Here is a 19,826-nt window from a genome sequence, read left to right as displayed (position 1 = left end):
GACGGCGCTCGCCCTGCTGGGCGGCATAGCTCCCCCGGCGCATGCGCTGGTGAGGGAATCCGCACCGCGCGCCGTACCCGCCAACTAGGCGACTGGTTCCGGACGACCCCGGAGGAGTACCTCAGGCTGGACCAGTGCCTGACGTCCGAGGTGCTGCGGTTCGGCGGGCAGGCCACGGGCGCCATCGCCCAGGACGGCCTCAACCAGCCGCCGGAAAGGCTGCGCGTCCTTGCCAACCGCGAGTACTGGGACAAGACACCACTCGCCGTGGCCTTCGAGCAGGACCGTGAGGCCGACGAGCGCTCAGCGAGCGCCCTGCGCGCCCAGAGAGAAGTCTGGGAGCAGCCGCTGCGAGGGCTGGAAAAGCCGGGCGGCATCGGCGACATCGACTTCCGATCCCCTCCGGGGACGTGGCCGAGCGACGACCGTCCGACCTTCCACGAGCAGACCGGCCTGATCGGCTGGACAAGCGAGCGCTTCTTCGCGAAGGTCGACTTCTTCCTGTGCGCCAACCCGGACGTGCCCGCCAGCGCCTCCGGCTGCCCGTCCGAGGACACGGTGCCGCTGGGCACGGAGACCTTCAAGGGCCTGACCAAGGACGTCACCCAGTACTTCAGCAAGCTGGACCTGATCAAGCAGACGGTCGTCTACCAGATCCTGAAGGCTGTCCTGGTCCAGGACTTCGTGGACTGCTGGCGGGGAAGCGCGAGCGGCTGCGCCTGGGCCGCGAGCAACTTCATCCCCGGCAAGGCCTTCGCCAAGGTCGCGGAAGCCATCCGCGCCCTGGACGCCGCCATGCACACGGGCGTCGGCATCCGCGACGCGTTCAACGCGCTGAAGGCCCTCGACCTGGACCCGGCGACCCTCGCGACGATCCAGGGGACCGTCAACGCGTACGAGGACGTGGTGACCGCCTGCAAGGTCAACAGCTTCCCGGGGGACACCCGAGTGCTGATGGCGGACGGTTCCCACAAAGCGATCCGCGATGTCCGCGTGGGGGACCGGCTGCTCGCCGGCGACGCCGGGAAGGGCAAGCCGACCGCGCACCCGGTGACGGACACGTTCCGGCACCCGACACGTCGACTGGTGGACATCACCCTGGCCGACGGGCGCCTGACCAGCACGGCTGGCCACCTCTTCCACGTGGACGGACGTGGCTGGACGCGAGTCTCGGAGCTGCGCACCGGCGACAGGCTGCGCACCCCCGACGGCACGCTCCACGCCGTGACAGCGCTGCGCGACCGGGACGGACTGCCGCCGCGCGAGGTGTTCGACCTGACCGTCGGCGGCCCGCACACCTTCTACGTGCGCACCGAGGGCACCCGCCCGCGTGACGTCCTCGTCCACAACTGCACCGACATCATCGCCGACGAGGGCATCGAGGGCGCCCACACGCTGGAACAGCACGTGCGAATCCCCGATCAGCAGATGGCCGCCAAGGCTCTCGCCGCCAAGGGCGGCGTGGCCACCAGGTGGCTCGACGAGGCGACCGCCGCACGTGCCGTGGACGAGGCCATGCGGGAATGGATCAAGCAGCCGGGCAACGCCAAGAAGATGCAGAAATGGCTCACGGACGAGCCCCGGCGGATCGGCAAGAAGGTCATCTTCGATCCGGGCAAGCACCTTCTCACCGTCCGCATGACGCTCGCCGGCCAGAGCTCGCTCGGGTACAAGTGGGTGGCGAACGGTCCGCAGAAGGTACCGGCCGGGAACACCGTCGTCATCAAGCTGAGGTACGCAGGCAAGCACAAGCCGTCCAAGTATGTTGTTTACACCGCATACCTGGAGGGCTGACCATGGCAAGGGACATCGGCCTGTCGTGGATGGCCGCGCAGTGCGACGCCGCGGAGGAACTGCCCGTGGCCGAACTCGACTGCCTGGCCGAGGAAGGCCCGGTCGCCGCCACGGCCCGTATCGCGGATCGGTCGGTCGCCGCCTTCGGCACCGAGGCGTCGCTTGCTCTGTGGCAGGACGTCCGACTGCTCCGGGACTCCCCGCTGTCGGACGAGGCCATTCGTACGGTGTGGCTCGGCGCCACCGACCACATCTTCGACCCCGTGCGGGACGGCGTCAGCGCCCGCGACTGGCTGGGACGACTGGAGGAGGCATGGCTCACCGCAGCCCGCCGCACTGATCCCGGCCTGGTGCTGCCGACCGCGCGGCCGGTGAGGGACGAGGCAGGCCGCCGGGCCGTTCTCGGGGTGATTCATACGGTAGGGCCACGCCTGGCCTTCGAGGCGGAGCGCCATGCCTATCCGCTGCCGCTCACCGGTCTCGTGCCGGCTCTTGAACAGGTGACCGGTGACGTGTGCCCAGGCCTCGGATATCGCCTGTTCCTGCGCGCCCTGAAGTCCTACTGCGTGCCGGTGGGCAGGGAGACCGTTGATGCTCTGGCCTCCGCCGGGGCACGTTTCGGCCTCTCACCGCAGTATGTCCAGGAGGAGTTGAACCTCCGCCTGTGAAGCCGCGGAGGCCCCTGCATCGCTGCCGCGGTGGCAGGGGCCTCGTCTCCTGCCACCGCTCCGCCCACCCGCCGTATCGCGCACCCCCTCACTCCCGCGCCGCCCCCTCCAGTGCCGTCGCCAGGCGGGCCGCCGTGTCGAGGTTGCAGCGGCCCAGCTCCACCAGGGGGTACGGGGCCTCGCTCGTCACCGTCACCAGGTCGACCCGGAGCGACGGCAGGACCACGCCCGCCCTGAGCAGTTCCTCCCGCAGCCGTTCCACCGTCTGCTCCGCCGCCCGCAGCCGCTCCTGCATGACACGCACCTTCCGTACTGTGGGTATCCGTCTACATACACAGCGTGGTCGATGAGCGGGCGGTCCGAACGCAGTCGGCGGCCCGACAACCCCTTCTGACTAACGGGAGTTGCGCCACGCCCGGCGGAACGTCAACAGGCCGGCACGGTGATCCCGTACCGGCCTGTCGTCCCGCGCGTGTCGCGTGCCGTCAGCCGCTGTAGGGGCGGACGAACTTCGTCTGGCCGAACAGGAAGTCCGCTGTGCGTGGGGGCGCATGGCCCCCGGCCCCGGCCCGGCGCGGTCACGGCGGCGGCAGCGCCCGCGGTGGAGTCGGCGCGGATGGACGCCCCCCTCGCGCACGGCGTGCGCGGCGTGCGCGGCGTGCGCGGCGTGCGCCCCCGCTTCCCCCCTGCTCCGTACACGGTCCGTCCCCCTCTGAGGGGCGGACCGGCTCGGTCCCGGGTCCGGTCCGCCGCGCGGTCAACGCGGTGCCGAGCATAATCACGAAGATCGTCTTCGGGCGGGGAAACAGGTCGTCCGGCCCCGGGAACGCCAAAGGGCGGTGGCTCCGGCCGGGAGTCACCGCCCTCAAGGGGTACGGACCGGTCAGGCGACGCGGTCGCGCGGGACCTCGTCGGGCCAGCACTCCACGCCGGTCAGGTCCGGCAGGCGGCTCGCCGTGAACACCGGGTCGCGGCCCTCGCGGCGCTGCGCCTGGTAGTCCTCCAGCAGGCGGAACGCCACCACCGACAGCGGCACGATCGCCGCCAGGTTCACCAGCGCCATGAAGCCCATGAACACGTCCGCCAGGTTCCACACGACGCTCACCGTGCCGAGCGCGCCGAGGAAGACCGTCACCAGGACCAGCGTCCGGTACGCGGGCAGCACCCAGCGCCTGGTGGTCATGTACTCGATGTTCGACTCGCCGTAGTAGTAGTTGCCGATCAGCGTCGAGAAGCACAGCAGGAACACGACGACCGTCAGCGTGTGCCCGGCCCACGAGCCGAGCGTGGACTCCAGCGCCGACTGCGTCAGGTCCGCGCCCTGGCGCCCGCCGAGCGCCGGGTTGGTCGTCAGGATGATGAACGCGGTCATCGAGCAGATCAGCAGCGTGTCGAAGAAGACGCCCAGCGCCTGGACGAGGCCCTGCTTCACCGGGTGGGTGACCTGGGCGGTGGCGCCCGCGTTCGGGGCGGAGCCGAGGCCCGCCTCGTTGGAGAACATGCCGCGCCGGATGCCGTTCTGGATCGCCGCGCCGACCGCGCCGCCCGCGACCTCGCGGAAGCCGAACGCGCCGCCCACGATGTCGGCGAGGACGCGCGGGACGTCACCGATGTTCATCAGGACGACGATCGCGCCCAGCACCAGGTACAGGATCGCCATGACGGGCACCAGCCACTGCGTGACCGTCGCGATGCGCCGTACGCCGCCGAAGATGACCAGGCCGAGCAGCAGGGCGACGACCGCGCCGATCGCCGGGGCGACCCCGCCCGTGTTCTCGGCGCCGATCGAGCCGCTGACGACGGCGGTGATCGTGTTGGACTGGACGGCGTTGAAGACGAAGCCGAAGGTCACCGTGATGGTGACGGCGAAGAGCAGGCCGAGCCACGGCTTCTTCAGGCCGCGCCGCATGTAGTACGCGGGTCCGCCCCGGAACGTGCCGTCCGCGTCGCGCACCTTGTACAGCTGCGCCAGCGTGGACTCCACGAACGCGGAGGCGGCGCCGACGAGGGCCATCACCCACATCCAGAACACCGCGCCCGCGCCGCCGAGCGTGATGGCGCCGGCGACACCCGCGATGTTGCCCGTGCCGACTCGGGCGGCGGCCGAGATCGTGAACGCCTGGAACGACGAGACGGGCTTGCGGCGCTCGTCCCCCTCCGGCGCGGGCGCCGGGTCCTTCAGCACGCGGAACATCTCCGGCAGCAGCCGCAGCTGCACGCCCCGGGACCGCAGGGTGAACCAGAGGCCCGCGAGCACGACGACCGGGATGAGCAGATAGGTCCAGAAGACGTCGTTGACGTCGAGGATCAGGGAGTCGAGGGTCTGCACGGGAATCCTTGTGGGGTCGGCTGCACAAGGGCCTCCCCGGAAGGAAGCCCGCCCCATCGTCACATAGAGCGGCAATCCGCCGTAACCACGCCATCCGCCACGTGAAATGCCCCACTGCGTCCGGGGCTGTACGAGCCACGGGTACGGGCCGGTGTGGAGCCACCGGTACGGGGCCGCCGCACGGGCCGCGGGCCGCCCGTACGGGCGGCCGTCCGGGTACCCGTACGGGCTCCGCGGCGGACGCGACCGCCGCGGGCCTGGGAACGCGGAAGGGGCGGCACCCCCACCGGGGATACCGCCCTTCCGTGACTACCTGCTGCCGGACTGGTCCGATCCGCGAGGATCAGAAGTCCATGTCACCGCCCGGCATGCCGCCACCGGCCGGCGCGGACGCCTTCTCCGGCTTGTCGGCGATGACGGCCTCGGTGGTGAGGAACAGCGCGGCGATCGACGCGGCGTTCTGCAGCGCGGAACGCGTCACCTTGGCCGGGTCGATGATGCCCTCGGCGACCAGGTCCACGTACTCGCCGGTCGCGGCGTTCAGGCCGTGGCCCGGGGTGAGGTTGCGCACCTTCTCCACCACGACGCCGCCCTCGAGGCCGGCGTTGACGGCGATCTGCTTGAGCGGGGCCTCCAGGGCGGCCTTCACGGCGGCGGCACCGGTGGCCTCGTCGCCCTCCAGCTCCAGCTTCTCGAAGACGCTGGACGCCTGGAGCAGGGCCACGCCACCACCGGCGACGATGCCCTCCTCGACGGCGGCCTTGGCGTTGCGCACCGCGTCCTCGATGCGGTGCTTGCGCTCCTTCAGCTCGACCTCGGTGGCGGCACCGGCCTTGATGACGGCCACGCCGCCGGCCAGCTTCGCCAGACGCTCCTGGAGCTTCTCGCGGTCGTAGTCCGAGTCGGAGTTCTCGATCTCGGCGCGGATCTGGTTGACGCGGCCCTGGACCTGCTCGCTGTCACCGGCACCGTCGACGATCGTCGTCTCGTCCTTGGTGATGACGACCTTGCGGGCGCGGCCCAGGAGGTCCAGACCGGCGTTCTCCAGCTTGAGGCCGACCTCCTCGGAGATGACCTGGCCACCCGTGAGGATGGCGATGTCGCCGAGCATGGCCTTGCGGCGGTCGCCGAAGCCCGGGGCCTTGACGGCGACGGACTTGAACGTGCCGCGGATCTTGTTGACGACCAGCGTGGAGAGCGCCTCGCCCTCGACGTCCTCGGCGATGATCAGCAGCGGCTTGCCGGACTGCATGACCTTCTCCAGCAGCGGGAGGAGGTCCTTCACCGCGGAGACCTTGGAGTTGACGATGAGGATGTACGGGTCCTCGAGGACGGCCTCCATGCGCTCCATGTCGGTCGCGAAGTACGCCGAGATGTAGCCCTTGTCGAAGCGCATACCCTCGGTGAGCTCGAGCTCCAGGCCGAAGGTGTTGGACTCCTCGACGGTGATGACGCCTTCCTTGCCGACCTTGTCCATGGCCTCGGCGATCAGCTCGCCGATCTGGGTGTCGGCGGCGGAGATGGAGGCGGTGGAGGCGATCTGCTCCTTGGTCTCCACGTCCTTCGCCTGCTCCAGCAGCGCGCCGGAGACGGCCTCGACGGCCTTCTCGATACCGCGCTTCAGGGCCATCGGGTTGGCACCGGCGGCGACGTTGCGCAGGCCCTCGCGGACCAGCGCCTGGGCGAGCACGGTCGCCGTGGTCGTACCGTCACCGGCGACGTCGTCCGTCTTCTTGGCGACTTCCTTGACCAGCTCGGCGCCGATCTTCTCGTACGGGTCCTCGAGCTCGATCTCCTTGGCGATGGACACACCATCGTTGGTGATCGTGGGGGCGCCCCACTTCTTCTCGAGGACGACGTTGCGACCCTTGGGACCAAGGGTGACCTTGACGGCGTCGGCGAGCTGGTTCATCCCGCGCTCGAGACCGCGCCGTGCCTCCTCGTCGAACGCGATGATCTTGGCCATGTGAAGTGGTCCTCCCGGACTGGGGTGGATTGCTCCGGACCGCGCTGGCGCCCGCGACGGACGGCCCGCGTGCCGTGTGGTTCCTTGCCCCACACGCCCTGCGGGCCTCACCGACGAGGTCCTTCGTTGTCACTCTCACTCGCAGAGTGCTAACGCCAATGATTAGCACTCGCCCTATGAGAGTGCAAGCGCCTCCCGCACTCCGGGGTCCGGCAACCTCCCGCTCCGTGCCTGGACGGCACCCCACTGAGGCCCCGCGCCCAACGCCCGATCAGGCCCCCTGGCTCAGGCCCCTGCCGCCGGGCCCCGACCCCGCCGCGCCACGGCCCGCACCGGCCAGGAGCCCCGGCCCGCGCCCCACCGCAAGGAACGCACTGCCTGCGGGCCACGCCGGCCTGCCGCCCCCGGCCGGGTGCCCCACGTCCCGCGCCTGCGGCTCAGGACAACGGCGCCGCCGCCCGCGTTGTGGCCAGGCGTTCCGCAAGGGGCGGAACGGGTGGACACAACGGGGTGCCCCGCCCGGCAGGTTGCGCACCTGTGCGGTGGGCGCTGGAACGGGCACCCGCCAGGTCCGCCGCGCCCACCCGTTCCGCCCTGGGGGGTCCTCCCTGGACGAAGCCTTGCGGGAGGAACGCACGCCCACAGCGGAGCGGACGCACGCGGCGGCGGGACACGCTGGCCCCGCAGGGGCGGGCGCGTAGAGCGTGGCGCACCAGGGCGGCCCCGCAGGCGCGGGGCGGGCACGCGCGGGGCGTACCGGGACGCACAGGGCCCGCGGGCGCGAGGCGCCAGGCGCGTGGGCCCGCGGGCGCGAGGCTCGTGGGGGTGGCCCGCAGGGCAGGGGCGGCGGGGGCCGGGCAGGACGAAGGGCCCGGACTCCTGGGTGGAGTACGAGCCCTTCGTACGATGCCGTTGGCCGGAACGCGTCGTGCTTAGACGGCGATCTTGACCATGTCCGCCTGCGGACCCTTCTGGCCCTGCGAGATCTCGAACTCGACCCGCTGGCCCTCCTCAAGGGTGCGGTAGCCGTCCATCTGGATCGCGCTGTAGTGCACGAAAACATCCGCACCACCGTCGACCGCGATGAAGCCGTACCCCTTCTCCGCGTTGAACCACTTGACGGTGCCCTGAGCCATGCCTAACTCCCCTATTACTGGCCCTTGCACAGGACCGCACTTCGCGGACCCGGGTCAGACCTCGCCCACTGACAGGGGTGGGCGTGCGCCGGAACGCGTCGACCGCGGCTGAATGTATCTGCCCAACTGCCCTCTGCAACAGGTCAGTCGGACGAGAAATCCGCGCACCGGTGAACGGAAATGGCGGCTGGAATGGGTTGAATCCCGGGCAAGTCGGGCCGACAAAGCGCGCAAATCACGCACGCAGCAACGTCAGTTTGGCTACTTCTTATCGGACCCCGGCGCATTCTCATATGCGTCCGGCACAGGCGGGGCGGGGAACTGCCCCAACTCTACCGCGCTCAATCCCCCTACTTTTCCCGGACTTCCCCGTGGAACGAAGAACGGAAGCGCCCCCTCCCCCCGCACGGCCGGAGCCGTGAGGGGGACGGGGGCGCTTCCGTACGGGCCCTGGGGACGCGGCCGCCGAAGGGCCGCGAAGCGCCGAGGGCCTCGGGCGCGGTCACCCGCCGGCGACCGCCGGGATGATCGAGACGCCCGCACCCTCCGGCGTGGCCGTGGCGAGGCCCCGCTCGAAGCGGACGTCATCGTCGTTGACGTACACGTTCACGAAGCGGCGCAGCTGGCCCTGGTCGTCCAGGACGCGGGCGGCGATGCCCGGGTGGTTCTTCTCCAGGGACTCGATGACCTCCGCGAGGGTCGTGCCCTCCGCCGGGACCTCGGCCCGGCCGCCCGTGTAGGTGCGCAGGATGGTGGGGATGCGGACGTTGACGCTCATGGTTCGTGTCTCCCGGGTGTTCAGTTGGCGAGGCCGGCGTCGCGGAACGCGTCCAGGCTCGGGCGGATCGTCGCGGTGGGACCGGTCGTCGGGGCGACCGCGTCCAGGGTCTTCAGGCCGTCGCCCGTGTTGAGGACGACGGTGGTGAGGGACGGGTCCAGCAGGCCGTTCTCGATCAGCTTGCGCGTGACGCCGACGGTCACCCCGCCCGCCGTCTCGGCGAAGATGCCCTCCGTACGGGCCAGCAGCTTGATCGCGTCCACGACCTGCTCGTCGGTGACGTCCTCGACCGCGCCGCCCGTGCGGCGGGCGATGTCCAGGACGTACGGGCCGTCGGCCGGGTTGCCGATGGCGAGCGACTTGGCGATCGTGTTCGGCTTCTGCGGCCGTACGACGTCGTGACCCGCCTTGAACGCGGCGGACACCGGGGAGCAGCCCTCGGCCTGCGCGCCGAAGATCTTGTACGGCTTGTCCTCGACCAGACCGAGCCGGATCAGCTCCTGGAGCCCCTTGTCGATCTTCGTGAGCTGGGAGCCGGACGCGATCGGCACGACGAGCTGGTCCGGCAGCCGCCAGCCGAGCTGCTCGCAGATCTCGTAGGCGAGGGTCTTGGAGCCCTCCGCGTAGTACGGCCGCAGGTTGACGTTGACGAACCCCCAGCCCTCGCCGAGCGGGTCGCCGATGAGCTCCGAGCAGAAGCGGTTGACGTCGTCGTACGTGCCCTCGATGCCGACCAGGTCGCCGCCGTACACCGCGGCCATCACGACCTTGCCCTGCTCCAGGTCGTGCGGGATGAACACGCAGGAGCGGAAACCGGCCCGGGCGGCGGCCGCGCCGACCGCGCCCGCCAGGTTGCCGGTGGAGGAGCAGGAGAGGGTGGTGAAGCCGAAGGCGCGCGCGGCCTCCAGGGCCTGGGCGACCACGCGGTCCTTGAAGGAGTGCGTGGGGTTGCCCGAGTCGTCCTTGACGTACAGGCCGCCGGTGACGCCCAGTTCGCGGGCGAGGTTGTCGGCCTTGACGAGGGGGGTCCAGCCGGGGTTGAGGTTCGGCTTGTCCGCGACGTCCGCGGGGACGGGCAGCAGCGGGGCGTAGCGCCAGATGTTGGCGGGGCCGGACTCGATGCGCTCGCGGAGCTTCTCCGGGTCGCCGGCCGGGAGGTCGTAGGCGACTTCGAGGGGACCGAAACACTGCTCGCAGGCGAAGACCGGGCCGAGCGGGAAGCGCTCGCCGCATTCGCGGCAGGAGAGTCCGGCGGCGGGGCCGAGATCGACCGCAGAGGCCGGGGAAGCCGGGGACGCGGCGGAGGGGGTGGTGGGTGCGTCGGTCTGCACAGCCATGGGAGGCGAGGCCCTTTCTCCTCATCTTTCTCACTGGCGCGTGTCGCCGTGAGACGGATTTGGCACCTTCCCTAGCCGGGGGACCTCGCGTGAACGTGCGAGAACCGACTGGAGGGTTGCCGGGGCTTCATCGGGCCGTGTCCCTCTGCCCCTCTGGATGAGCGGTATGTGGTTGTCGGCACGGGACCCCGGCATGCGGTGGTCTCGCGCGTTGTTCAAGACTGTAACCGACGCGGTGGATGCCTGAGATAGGCGTCCGAACCGCGAGATGGATCACATACTGCCCCGTAACAACCATGGAACCGAGGAGTGGCGCGCGTGCTGGAAGAGGTGGAGCGCTGGCTCGGCCGGCGGTCCTGGTCCGTGGCCGACCGGCCGATCGACCAGCTGCTCGCCGCGAAACGGGCCCACGGCACGACCGTGAGCGTCGTCCTGCCCGCGCTGAACGAGGAGGCGACGGTCGGCGAGATCGTCGCCGTCATCCGCCGGGACCTGATGTCCGACGCGGTGCCGCTCGTGGACGAGCTGGTGGTCCTGGACTCGGGGTCCACGGACCGGACGGCGGAGGTCGCCGCGGAGGCGGGCGCGCGGGTGGTGGCGCGCGACGAGGTGCTGCCGCGCATACCGGCCCTGCCCGGCAAGGGGGAGGTGCTGTGGCGGTCGCTGCTGGTCACGGGCGGGGACGTGGTGTGCTTCGTCGACGCGGACCTGCGGGAGTTCGACGCGGACTTCGTGACGGGGATCGTGGGCCCGCTGCTCACGGAGCCGGACGTGGAGTTCGTGAAGGCGATGTACGACCGGCCGTTCACCCCCGGTGGCGCGGCCTCCGGGGGGCCGGCGGGCGCCGGACAGGGCGGGCGGGTGACGGAGCTGGTCGCGCGGCCGCTGCTGAACCTGCACTGGCCGCAGCTCGCCGGGTTCGTCCAGCCGCTGGGCGGGGAGTACGCGGCCCGGCGCACGCTGCTGGAGCGGCTGCCGTTCCCGGTGGGGTACGGGGTGGAGCTGGGGCTCCTGGTGGACGCGCTGCACCTGGTGGGCCTGGACGCGCTGGCGCAGGTGGACGTGGGCGTACGGCTGCACCGGCACCAGGACGAGCGGGCGCTCGGGCGGATGGCGGCGGCGATCTACCGGACGGCGCAGCTGCGGCTGTCGCGCGGCCATCTCGTACGGCCCCGGCTCACCCAGTTCGACCGTACGGAGGCGGGTTTCACCCCGCGCACCCACCCGGTGGACACGGAGGAGCGGCCGCCGATGCGGGAGGTCGCGGAGTACCTGGACAAGCGCCGGGTGGCTTGATTTCCGCACGTTTGAGCGTTTCCCGGTCGGGCTAGGTTGGGCTCATGGTCTCGGACATCCTGGTGGCATCGAATCGCGGTCCGGTCAGTTACGCGCTGGACGAGGACGGCGGACTTCAGGCGCGGCGCGGCGGCGGGGGCCTGGTGTCGGGGCTCTCCGCGATCGGGCCCGACGCGGGCGCGGTGTGGGTGTGCGCGGCACTCGGCGACGGCGACCGCGAGGCGGTACGGCGCGGCGTCGGTGAGACGGGCGTCCGGATGCTGGACATCGACGCGCTGGCGGGCGAGGGCACGCACACCGCCGCGTACAACGGCGTCGCCAACTCGGTGCTGTGGTTCGTCCACCACATGCTGTACCAGACGCCGCTGGAGCCCGCCTTCGACGCCGCCTTCCGCCGCGAGTGGGAGGCGTACCGGGCGTACAACCGCGCCTTCGCGCAGGCCCTCGCGGCGGAGGCGGCGCCGGGCGCGGCGGTCCTGATCCAGGACTACCACCTGGCGCTGGCGCCCGGGATGCTCCGCGAACTGCGGCCCGACCTGCGCATCGGGCACTTCTCGCACACCCCGTGGGCGCCGCCGGACTACTTCGGCATGCTCCCCGACGACATCGCGGCCGAGCTGCTGCGCGGCATGCTCGGCGCCGACCGGCTGGGCTTCCTGACGCGCCGCTGGGCGGAGGCGTTCACGGCGTGCTGCGCGCGCGTGCTGGGCGGTACGGGCTCGACGGAGATCGGCGTGCACGGCCTCGGCGCGGACGCGGACTTCCTGCGGGAGCGGTCGCGGCGGGCGGACGTCGAGGAGCGGATGGCGGCGCTGCGGGACCAGATCGGCGGCGACGGCCGCAAGACGGTCATCCGCGTGGACCGCACGGAGCTGTCGAAGAACATCGTGCGCGGCCTGCTGGCCTTCCGCGAGCTGCTGACCGCGCGCCCGGAATGGCGCGAGCGGGTCGTGCACATCGCCTTCGCCTACCCGTCCCGGCAGGACCTGGACGTCTACCGGCGCTACACGGCCGAGGTGTCGCGGGTCGCCGAGGAGATCAACGCCGAGTTCGGCACGGAGACGTGGACGCCGGTCCTGCTGCACGTGAAGGACGACTTCGCGCGCTCCCTGGCCGCGTACCGCCTGGCCGACGTGGCGCTGGTCAACCCCATCCGGGACGGCATGAACCTGGTCGCCAAGGAGGTTCCGGTCGTCTCCGACTCGGGCTGCGCCCTGGTCCTGTCGCGGGAGGCGGGCGCGTACGAGGAACTGGGCGCCGACGCGGTGACGGTGAACCCGTACGACGTGTCGGCCACGGCGGAGGCCCTGCACGAGGCCCTGTCGATGGCCCCGGCCGAGCGCGCGGAACGCACCAAGCGCCTGGCCGCCGCCGCCACGTCCCTCCCGCCCCAGCGCTGGTTCCTGGACCAGCTGAAGGCGCTGCGGGGCGGGGCGGGCGCGTAGGGCGCAGGGGGCGGGCGCGGGAGGTCCCCGGTGGTCGCCGACGGTGCGCGGAGCACCGGGCGGCCATGGCCCGGCGCCCGGCCCCGGTCGGCGCGCCCCGGCCCCGGTCCGCCGCGCCCCGGCGTCAGTCAGGCATCAGTCCGGCATCGCCTGCGCCAGCGCGGCGAAGAAGGCGACGACCTCCGCCGGGCCCCGGAGGGTGAGGTCGGCGCGGGCGGACAGGGCCTGGACCTCGTCGCTGCCGCTGCACACCAGCAGGCCCGGCACGCCGTCCGCGCGGAGCTTCTCGACCGCCGCGAACGCCGGGAGGTCGCCCAGGTCGTCGCCCGCGTAGAGCACGGCCCGCGCGCCCGTCTCCCGTACGTGCTCCAGCAGGGCCTGGCCCTTGTCCATGCCCGGCGGGCGCAGCTCCAGGACCATGCGGCCCGGTTCGACGACCAGGCCGTGGCGGGTGGCCAGGTCGGTGAGCGGGCCGGTCAGGGCGTCGAACGCGGCCTGCGGGTCGGTGGCGCGGCGGGTGTGGACGGCGACCGCTCGGCCCTTCTCCTCGATCCAGGTCCCGGGCCACGCGCCGGCCCGCTCCAGGACGCCGGGCAGTTCGGCCCGTACGGCGGTGACGCCCGGGTGCTCGGGTGCGGCGCGCACCTCGCCGGTGGCGGCGTCCCAGCGCTCGGCGCCGTAGTGGCCGAGGACGACGAGGTGGTCGAGGCCGGGGACCCCGGCGAAGCCGCCGTACCGTACGGCGACCCCGGCGGGGCGGCCGGTGATGACGGCGACGGACGCGACGCGCGGCGCGAGGGCGGCGAGCGCGGGGACGGCGTCGGGGTGGGCGCGGGCCCGCTCGGGGTCGGCGACGATCGGCGCGAGGGTGCCGTCGAAGTCCACGGCGACGACGACGTCGGAGGGGTTCGCCAGGAGGGTGGCCAGGGCGTCCCGGCCTGCGGGCGTGGTGGGGCGGGGAAGCGAGTTGCTGGACATGTGTCCGTACCTATCCACACGCCCCCGCCACCACACCTGACCGTCCGCCCGCCGGACCGCGCCCCGCCACGGGTCAGCGGCGGGACTCGCGGTCGGCGCGGAGGCGGCGCAGGCGGTTGACGGTCACGGGGTCGTGCGCCAGCGCGCGCTCGTCGTCCAGCAGCGCGTTCAGCAGCTGGTAGTAGCGCGCGGGCGACAGGTCCAGCTGCTCGCGGATCGCGCGCTCCTTGGCGCCGGGGCCCGGCCACGAGCGCCGCTCCATGGCGAGGACGGCGCGTTCGCGGTCGCTGAGGGCGGCGGGACGGTGTTCGGTCATACCAGCAACGTAAGCTACCGCGCCGACGCCTCCGCGGCCCTGGCGTCGCGCGCGATCTCCTCCAGTACGGCCCGCGGGTCGCCGTCCGGCGCCACGGCCCGGCCGATGTTCTTCTTCACGCTCTCGCTGACCCGCGCCCAGGACGTGTCGCCCACCGGGTACAGCTCCGACGCGTCGAGCTGCTCCAGGAACGGCCGGAGCGCCGCGTGGCCGGTGTCCGCCTCCATGGCGTCCCTGGCGCTGACGGTGACGGGCAGCAGGTCGTACCGGTCGGAGAACTCCAGGACGTTCTTGTCCGAGTACACGAAGTCGAGGAACTCCCCGATCTCCTTGCGGTGCCCGTTCTGCTTGAAGGCCATCATCCAGTCGGCCACGCCCAGCGTCGCCTTCGCCCTGCCGTCCACACCGGGCAGCGGCACGGCGCCGACCTTCACCCCGGCCTTCTCGGCGGTCTCCATCAGCGTCGGGTGGCCGTTCAGCATGCCGACCTCGCCGCGTACGAACGCGTCGAAGGCCTCCTGCCGGTCCAGCTCGCCCGGCGCGACGGGGCCGGTGAGGCGCTCGCCGACCAGCTTGTCCTTGAGCCACGTCATCGTCTCGACGTTGGTGGGCGAGTCGATCTGGTAGGCGGTGCCGGTCGAGTCGCGGTAGCCGCCGCCCCCGCCGAGCAGCCACATCATGGTCTCGGCCTGGGACTCCTCGGAGCCGAGCGGCAGCGCGAAGGGGTACTTCACGTCCTTGGCCTTCAGCTTCCGGGCGGCCGCCTGGAGGGCGCTCCAGTCGCCGGGCGGCTCGGCGCCCGCCTTGTCGAACAGCGCCTCGTTGAAGAACAGCATGCGGGTGCTCGCGCCGAACGGCATGCCGTACTGGAGGCGGTCCACCTCGCCCGCCTGCCGCAGCAGGGGCAGGAAGTTGGCCTGCGTGGGCACGGAGACCAGGTTGTCCACCGGGTACAGCTTCCCGTCGCGGGCGTAGTCGGCGTACGCGCCGATCTGGGCCATGTCGGGGGCCTCGCCGCGCTCGACCATCTCGGCGACCTCGCGGTCCACGTCCTTCCAGGACAGGACGGTCACGTCGATCTTCACGCCGGGCTTCTTCTTCTCGTACTCGCGGACGAGGTCGTTCCAGTACTTCCTCGACGTGTTGGCGTCGGTGCTGCCGTAGTCGGCGGCGACGAGCCTGAGGGTGACGCCGTCGGAGGCCGTGGTGCCGCAGCCGGAGAGCGCGACGGTGACGGTGAGTGCGGCCAGCACCGCGATGGTTCCCTTGTAGCGGCGCACTGCCTTACCCCTTGCCTGGTCAGCCCCATGCGGAGCTGCGGTGTTTCCTCCGGGAAGGATAAGAGGTCTACACCTAGGTCTAAACCACTGGGTCTGCCGTTGGTCCCGCCCCGCTCTCCCGCCGGGCGCGCCACCCTCGGCCCCGGGCCCGGCTTTCCCGTAGGTGATCGTATTTGTATGGCCGGACAACAATCCGGAAAGTGGACTAGACCTTTCCCCGCCTCCGGGCGACACTGTCCCCGTGAGACACGTCATCGCCCTCGATGTGGGCGGCACCGGCATGAAGGCCGCCCTGGTCGGGGCCGACGGGGCACTGCTGTACGAGGCGCGGCGCGCGACCGGCCGCGAGCGCGGCCCCGACGCCGTCGTGGCGTCGGTCCTCCGCTTCGCCGCCGACCTGCTCGCGCTCGGCGAGGAGCGGTACGGCATACGGGCCGAGGCCGCCGGGGTCGCCGTGCCCGGCATCGTCGACCCGGACGCCGGCACAGCCGTGTACTCGGCGAACCTCGGCTGGCGCGACCTCCCCCTGCGCGCCCTGCTCGGCGAGCACCTCGGCGGCCTGCCCGTCGCCCTCGGCCACGATGTCCGCACCGGCGGTCTCGCCGAGGGGCGCGTCGGCGCGGGCCGGGGCGCCGACCGGTTCCTGTTCGTGCCGCTCGGCACCGGCATCGCGGGCGCCATCGGCATCGACGGCGCCATCGAGGCGGGCGCGCACGGCTGCGCCGGGGAGATCGGCCACATCGTCGTACGCCCCGGCGGGCCCGTCTGCGGCTGCGGGCGGCGCGGCTGCCTGGAGGCGCTGGCGTCCGCGTCCGCCGTGACCCGCGCCTGGGCGGAGGCGAGCGGCGACCCCGAAGCGGACGCCGCCGACTGCGCGAAGGCCGTCGAGTCGGGCGACCCGCGCGCCGTACGCGTCTGGCAGGACGCCGTGGACGCGCTCGCCGACGGGCTGGTCACCGCGATCACCCTGCTGGACCCCCGCACCCTGATCATCGGTGGCGGTCTCGCCGAGGCGGGGGAAACCTTGTTCACACCGCTGCGGGCCGCCGTCGAAGGGCGGATCACGTTCCAGCAGATGCCCGTCATCGTGCCCGCGGCCCTCGGCGACACCGCCGGCTGCCTGGGCGCGGGGCTCCTCGCCTGGGACCTGCTCGCCACCGACCTGGAGGTATCCGCCTGATGGCCGTTCACGCCGACCGCAAGGTCCTCGCCGGGGCCCGCGTGGTGCTGCCGACCGGCGTCGTCGAGGGCGGGCGGGTCACCGTCGAGGGCGCCCGCATCACCGACGGCTCGGGCGTTCCCGCCGACGCTCCCGCGCTGGACCTGACCGGCCACTGGCTGGTGCCCGGCTTCGTGGACCTCCACAACCACGGCGGCGGCGGGGCCTCGTTCACCTCCGGCACGATGGAGGAGGTGCTGCGGGGCATCCACACCCACCGTGCGCACGGCACGACGACCGTCGTCGCGTCCATGGTCACCGGCGACATGGACTCCCTGGCGCACCAGGCGGGCCGGCTGTCCGAGCTGGCCGAACAGGGCGACATCGCGGGCATCCACTTCGAGGGCCCGTTCATCTCGCCGTGCCGCAAGGGCGCCCACAGCGAGGCCCTGCTGCGCGACCCCGACCCGGCCGAGGTCCGCAAGCTGGTCGACGCGGCGCGCGGCCACGCCCGCATGGTGACCCTCGCGACGGAACTGCCCGGCGGCGTGGACTCCGTACACCTCCTCGCCGAGCACGGCGTGATCGCCGCCATCGGCCACACGGACGCCACGTACGAGCAGACCGTCGAGGCCATCGAGGCGGGCGCCACCGTCGCCACCCACCTGTTCAACGCGATGCCCCCGCTGGGCCACCGCGCCCCCGGCCCGATCGCCGCCCTCCTGGAGGACGAGCGGGTCACCGTCGAGCTGATCAACGACGGTACGCATCTGCACCCCGCCGCGCTCCAGCTGGCGTTCCGTCACGCGGGCGCGGGCCGGGTCGCGTTCATCACCGACGCGATGGACGCGGCCGGGTTCGGGGACGGGGTCTACCACCTCGGTCCGCTGGAGGTCGAGGTCAGGGAGGGGGTGGCCCGGCTGGCCGAGGGCGGCTCCATCGCCGGGTCCACCCTCACCCTCGACACCGCCTTCCGGCGCGCCGCGACCGTCGACGGGCTGCCCGTCGAGGACGTCGTACGGGCCATCTCCGCCAACCCGGCGAAGCTGCTGGGCCTGTACGACCGGATCGGCTCCATCGAGCCGGGCAAGGACGCCGACCTGGTCGTCCTGGACGAGGGGTTCGCCCTCAAGGGCGTGATGCGCAGGGGCGAATGGGTGATCGAGCCCCAAGTGGGATGAATCATCGGCGCATTGCGGCAAAGCGGCCCGCTCGGGGACTGGGCGGGCCGCCTTCCGTTTGGCATGATCGTGGACCGTAAATTTTCCCGGCCGGACCCGTGGGGGTGACCGGTCCACAACTCCCGGGGGTGTTGGAACCGGTGATCCTCACGGTCACGCTCAACACCGCGCTCGACCTCACCTACACGGTGCCCGAACTCGCCCCGCACACCGCGCACCGCGTGACCGAGGTGACGGAACGCCCCGGCGGCAAGGGCGTGAACGTGGCCCGCGTACTGGCCGCCCTCGGCCACGAGGCGGTGATCACGGGCTTCGCGGGCGGCCCCACCGGAGACGTCCTGCGCGATCTGCTCGCCCCGCTTCCCGTACGGGACGCCCTGGTGCCGATCTCGGGGTCCACGCGCCGCACCGTCGCCGTCGTGGACTCGGCGACCGGCGACGCGACGCAGTTCAGCGAACCCGGCCCGGCCGTCGCACAGGCCGAGTGGGCGGCGCTCGTCACCGCGTACGAGGAACTCCTCGACGGGGCAGGGGCGGTGGCCCTGTGCGGCAGCCTGCCGCGCGGCATCCACGTCGGCGCGTACGGGGAGCTGGTGCGCCGCGCCCGCCGCGCCGGGGTCCCGGTGCTGCTGGACACGAGCGGGGAGCCGCTGCGCCGGGGCATCGCCGCCCGCCCCGACCTGGTCAAGCCGAACGCGGACGAGCTGGCCGCCCTGACCGGCTCCCGCGAGCCGCTGCGCGCCGCCCGTGACGCCCGCCGGCGCGGCGCCCACGCGGTCGTCGCGTCACTGGGCCCGGACGGGCTCCTCGCGGTCACCCCGGACGGCACCTGGGCGGCCGCCCCGCCCGCCCGGGTCGCGGGCAACCCGACGGGCGCGGGCGACTCGGCGGTCGCCGGCCTGCTGTCGGCCCTGGTGGAGGGCGCGTCCTGGCCCGAGCGCCTGGCCCGCGCGACGGCTCTGTCCGCCGCCACCGTCCACGCCCCGGCCGCAGGCGAGTTCGACCAGGCCCGCTACGACGAACTCCTGACCCGCGTCACGGTCACCGAACCGGCGACGGCGGCCTGACGGGCGGGAGGACCACCGGCGGGTCACCGGCGCGGAGGGGGCCCGGCGGGCCGGGCACCCCGGGTGCCGCTAGCTGTCCCTGCGGAGCTGGCCCTGCTTGAGCCAGACCTGGTCGAGGTACGCCTCGCACTTGTTGCCCGGCTCGCAGGACATCTTCAGGGTGTTCTCGCCCTTCTTGAGCTGCATCCAGGCGTACGTCTCGGTCCAGCCCTTCTCCCAGTCGCCCTCGGGGGCGCGGGCGAAGTTGGACATGTTGAGCTTGCGCGGCTTGCCGTCGTTGACGGTGAGGGACGTCTCGGCGTCCTTGCCGGGCACGCTGTAGGTGAGGAACAGCGTGTACTCGCCGTCCTCCGGCACGTCGACCTTCCAGCTCGCGGCGCCGCCGAGGCCGTTGAACATGACATACGCGCCGCCCACGCCCTTCGCGCCCTTCACGTCCGTGCCCAGCACGGCCGGCGGGGTGAGCTGGAGCGTGGCCGCGTCCCGCTTGGGGAACTCGGTGCCGTCCTTGTCCTCGGACGGTGACGGGTTCGGGTCCTGGGGGGCCTCGGACGCCGGGGCGGACGCGGCGGGGGCGGGGGCGGCCTTGTCCTTGTCGTCGGACTGGTTGTTCAGCAGCGCCACCGTGATGCCCGCCACGACGACCAGGACCACCGCGACCGCGCCGATCAGGAGGCCCTTCGTGTTGGGGCCGCCGCTCCGCCCGCCGCGCCCGCCGCCCTGGGGCGGCACCGGCCGGGTGGGGGGGGCCGCCCGGGTACGTCTCGGGGGCGGCGTACTGCGGGTGCGGCTGCCCGTAGGGGGCGCCGGGCTGCTGCCCGTACGGGGCCTGCGGCGGAACCTGCGCGCGCGGGCGCTCGCCGACGGCCCTGACCTGGTTGTACGAGGTGCGGGGGCGCCCCGGCTGTGCGGCGCCCGCGGGCCCGGGGTAGCCGTAGCCGCCCTGCCCGCCGCCCCGCTGGGCACCGGAGTCCTGGCCGTCCGCGTACAGGTAGCCGAACGGGTCGTCGTCCTCGGGCGTGCCCGCGCCGTTGCCGTTGTTCCCGGCAGCCATCCCGTCACTCCTCATCCGTGCTCGCCAGCCGTCACCGACCCC

16 protein-coding genes, 1 pseudogene and 1 riboswitch are annotated in these 19,826 nt (G+C 72.4%); of the genes and pseudogenes, 7 read left to right on the top strand and 10 right to left on the bottom strand.

The genetic code is table 11. The features are described 5' to 3' along the window. Nucleotides 1-150: 150 nt before the first annotated feature. Together J116_RS15295 and J116_RS15290 are read left to right on the top strand one after the other, a co-directional pair. Nucleotides 151-1,794: a polymorphic toxin-type HINT domain-containing protein gene (locus J116_RS15295; RefSeq protein ID WP_023587939.1), complete on the top strand. Its 1,644-nt coding sequence runs from the start codon at nucleotides 151-153 to the stop codon at nucleotides 1,792-1,794. A gap of 2 nt (nucleotides 1,795-1,796) precedes the next feature. Next, on the top strand, nucleotides 1,797-2,462 hold the full coding sequence (locus tag J116_RS15290) for a hypothetical protein (RefSeq protein WP_023587938.1): 666 nt from the start codon (nucleotides 1,797-1,799) through the stop codon (nucleotides 2,460-2,462). An 88-nt stretch (nucleotides 2,463-2,550) separates the two neighbouring features. Here the strand turns inward: J116_RS15290 and J116_RS15285 are convergent, their stop codons facing one another. From J116_RS15285 to thrC, 6 genes are all read right to left on the bottom strand, one after another. After that, complete coding sequence (locus tag J116_RS15285; RefSeq protein ID WP_051203516.1) at nucleotides 2,551-2,757, bottom strand: hypothetical protein; 207 nt, start codon at nucleotides 2,755-2,757, stop codon at nucleotides 2,551-2,553. Nucleotides 2,758-3,345: 588 nt separating this feature from the next. After that, nucleotides 3,346-4,791, bottom strand: coding sequence for an alanine/glycine:cation symporter family protein (locus J116_RS15280; RefSeq protein ID WP_023587936.1), 1,446 nt, complete (start codon nucleotides 4,789-4,791; stop codon nucleotides 3,346-3,348). Between the two features lie 343 nt (nucleotides 4,792-5,134). Continuing rightward, nucleotides 5,135-6,757 (bottom strand): chaperonin GroEL, encoded by a 1,623-nt coding sequence (gene groL / locus J116_RS15275; protein ID WP_023587935.1) that lies wholly within the window; start codon nucleotides 6,755-6,757, stop codon nucleotides 5,135-5,137. Between the two features lie 932 nt (nucleotides 6,758-7,689). After that, nucleotides 7,690-7,893, bottom strand: coding sequence for a cold-shock protein (locus J116_RS15270; protein ID WP_010474007.1), 204 nt, complete (start codon nucleotides 7,891-7,893; stop codon nucleotides 7,690-7,692). A 502-nt stretch (nucleotides 7,894-8,395) separates the two neighbouring features. After that, a complete protein-coding gene (locus tag J116_RS15265) occupies nucleotides 8,396-8,671 on the bottom strand; it encodes a MoaD/ThiS family protein (protein ID WP_023587934.1) in 276 nt (91 codons plus the stop codon). Nucleotides 8,672-8,691: 20 nt separating this feature from the next. After that, nucleotides 8,692-10,008 carry a threonine synthase gene (gene thrC / locus J116_RS15260; protein WP_023587933.1) on the bottom strand — a complete coding sequence of 439 codons (1,317 nt, stop codon included), beginning with the start codon at nucleotides 10,006-10,008 and terminating at the stop codon, nucleotides 8,692-8,694. A gap of 18 nt (nucleotides 10,009-10,026) precedes the next feature. Beyond that, nucleotides 10,027-10,172, bottom strand: a riboswitch (SAM riboswitch). Nucleotides 10,173-10,326: 154 nt separating this feature from the next. Between thrC and J116_RS15255 the strand changes: the two genes are divergently transcribed. Continuing rightward, nucleotides 10,327-11,304 (top strand): glucosyl-3-phosphoglycerate synthase, encoded by a 978-nt coding sequence (locus J116_RS15255; protein ID WP_028964084.1) that lies wholly within the window; start codon nucleotides 10,327-10,329, stop codon nucleotides 11,302-11,304. Nucleotides 11,305-11,348: 44 nt separating this feature from the next. Further along, nucleotides 11,349-12,749, top strand: a complete 1,401-nt coding sequence (locus J116_RS15250; RefSeq protein WP_023587931.1) for an alpha,alpha-trehalose-phosphate synthase (UDP-forming) — start codon at nucleotides 11,349-11,351, stop codon at nucleotides 12,747-12,749. Nucleotides 12,750-12,884: 135 nt separating this feature from the next. Here the strand turns inward: J116_RS15250 and otsB are convergent, their stop codons facing one another. From otsB to J116_RS15235, 3 genes are all read right to left on the bottom strand, one after another. Continuing rightward, entirely contained in the window at nucleotides 12,885-13,727 is an 843-nt protein-coding gene (gene otsB, locus J116_RS15245) for a trehalose-phosphatase (RefSeq protein ID WP_023587930.1), read from the bottom strand. Nucleotides 13,728-13,800: 73 nt separating this feature from the next. Continuing rightward, complete coding sequence (locus J116_RS15240) at nucleotides 13,801-14,043, bottom strand: DUF3263 domain-containing protein (protein WP_023587929.1); 243 nt, start codon at nucleotides 14,041-14,043, stop codon at nucleotides 13,801-13,803. Nucleotides 14,044-14,057: 14 nt separating this feature from the next. Then, complete coding sequence (locus J116_RS15235) at nucleotides 14,058-15,323, bottom strand: ABC transporter substrate-binding protein (RefSeq protein WP_023587928.1); 1,266 nt, start codon at nucleotides 15,321-15,323, stop codon at nucleotides 14,058-14,060. Nucleotides 15,324-15,564: 241 nt separating this feature from the next. Between J116_RS15235 and J116_RS15230 the strand changes: the two genes are divergently transcribed. The 3 genes from J116_RS15230 to J116_RS15220 all read left to right on the top strand — a co-directional run bounded on the left by J116_RS15230 (nucleotide 15,565) and on the right by J116_RS15220 (nucleotide 18,730). Next, nucleotides 15,565-16,503 (top strand): ROK family protein, encoded by a 939-nt coding sequence (locus J116_RS15230; RefSeq protein ID WP_028964083.1) that lies wholly within the window; start codon nucleotides 15,565-15,567, stop codon nucleotides 16,501-16,503. Next, nucleotides 16,503-17,663 carry an N-acetylglucosamine-6-phosphate deacetylase gene (gene nagA / locus J116_RS15225; protein WP_023587926.1) on the top strand — a complete coding sequence of 387 codons (1,161 nt, stop codon included), beginning with the start codon at nucleotides 16,503-16,505 and terminating at the stop codon, nucleotides 17,661-17,663. The genes J116_RS15230 and nagA overlap by 1 nt, the downstream gene beginning before the upstream one ends. Before the next feature lie 140 nt (nucleotides 17,664-17,803). After that, a complete protein-coding gene (locus J116_RS15220) occupies nucleotides 17,804-18,730 on the top strand; it encodes a 1-phosphofructokinase family hexose kinase (protein WP_023587925.1) in 927 nt (308 codons plus the stop codon). Between the two features lie 69 nt (nucleotides 18,731-18,799). Here the strand turns inward: J116_RS15220 and J116_RS15215 are convergent. Then, nucleotides 18,800-19,784, bottom strand: a pseudogene (locus J116_RS15215) (carbohydrate-binding protein). Nucleotides 19,785-19,826: the final 42 nt, after the last annotated feature.

This window comes from Streptomyces thermolilacinus SPC6 (assembly GCF_000478605.2).
GTDB classification, from domain to species: Bacteria; Actinomycetota; Actinomycetes; order Streptomycetales; family Streptomycetaceae; genus Streptomyces; species Streptomyces thermolilacinus.
The sequence above is the reverse complement of the archived record's forward strand: the minus strand, read 5'-3'. Positions and strand labels throughout refer to the sequence as shown.

Excerpts from the sequence above, each read along its gene's own strand:
- J116_RS15250 (WP_023587931.1), top strand. The coding sequence starts at position 11,349 with ATGGTCTCGGACATCCTGGTGGCATCGAATCGCGGTCCGGTCAGTTAC.
- J116_RS15290 (WP_023587938.1), top strand. The coding sequence starts at position 1,797 with ATGGCAAGGGACATCGGCCTGTCGTGGATGGCCGCGCAGTGCGACGCC.
- J116_RS15270 (WP_010474007.1), bottom strand. The coding sequence starts at position 7,893 with ATGGCTCAGGGCACCGTCAAGTGGTTCAACGCGGAGAAGGGGTACGGC.
- J116_RS15265 (WP_023587934.1), bottom strand. The coding sequence starts at position 8,671 with ATGAGCGTCAACGTCCGCATCCCCACCATCCTGCGCACCTACACGGGC.
- otsB (WP_023587930.1), bottom strand. The coding sequence starts at position 13,727 with ATGTCCAGCAACTCGCTTCCCCGCCCCACCACGCCCGCAGGCCGGGAC.
- J116_RS15240 (WP_023587929.1), bottom strand. The coding sequence starts at position 14,043 with ATGACCGAACACCGTCCCGCCGCCCTCAGCGACCGCGAACGCGCCGTC.
- nagA (WP_023587926.1), top strand. The coding sequence starts at position 16,503 with ATGGCCGTTCACGCCGACCGCAAGGTCCTCGCCGGGGCCCGCGTGGTG.
- J116_RS15285 (WP_051203516.1), bottom strand. The coding sequence starts at position 2,757 with ATGCAGGAGCGGCTGCGGGCGGCGGAGCAGACGGTGGAACGGCTGCGG.
- groL (WP_023587935.1), bottom strand. The coding sequence starts at position 6,757 with ATGGCCAAGATCATCGCGTTCGACGAGGAGGCACGGCGCGGTCTCGAG.
- thrC (WP_023587933.1), bottom strand. The coding sequence starts at position 10,008 with ATGGCTGTGCAGACCGACGCACCCACCACCCCCTCCGCCGCGTCCCCG.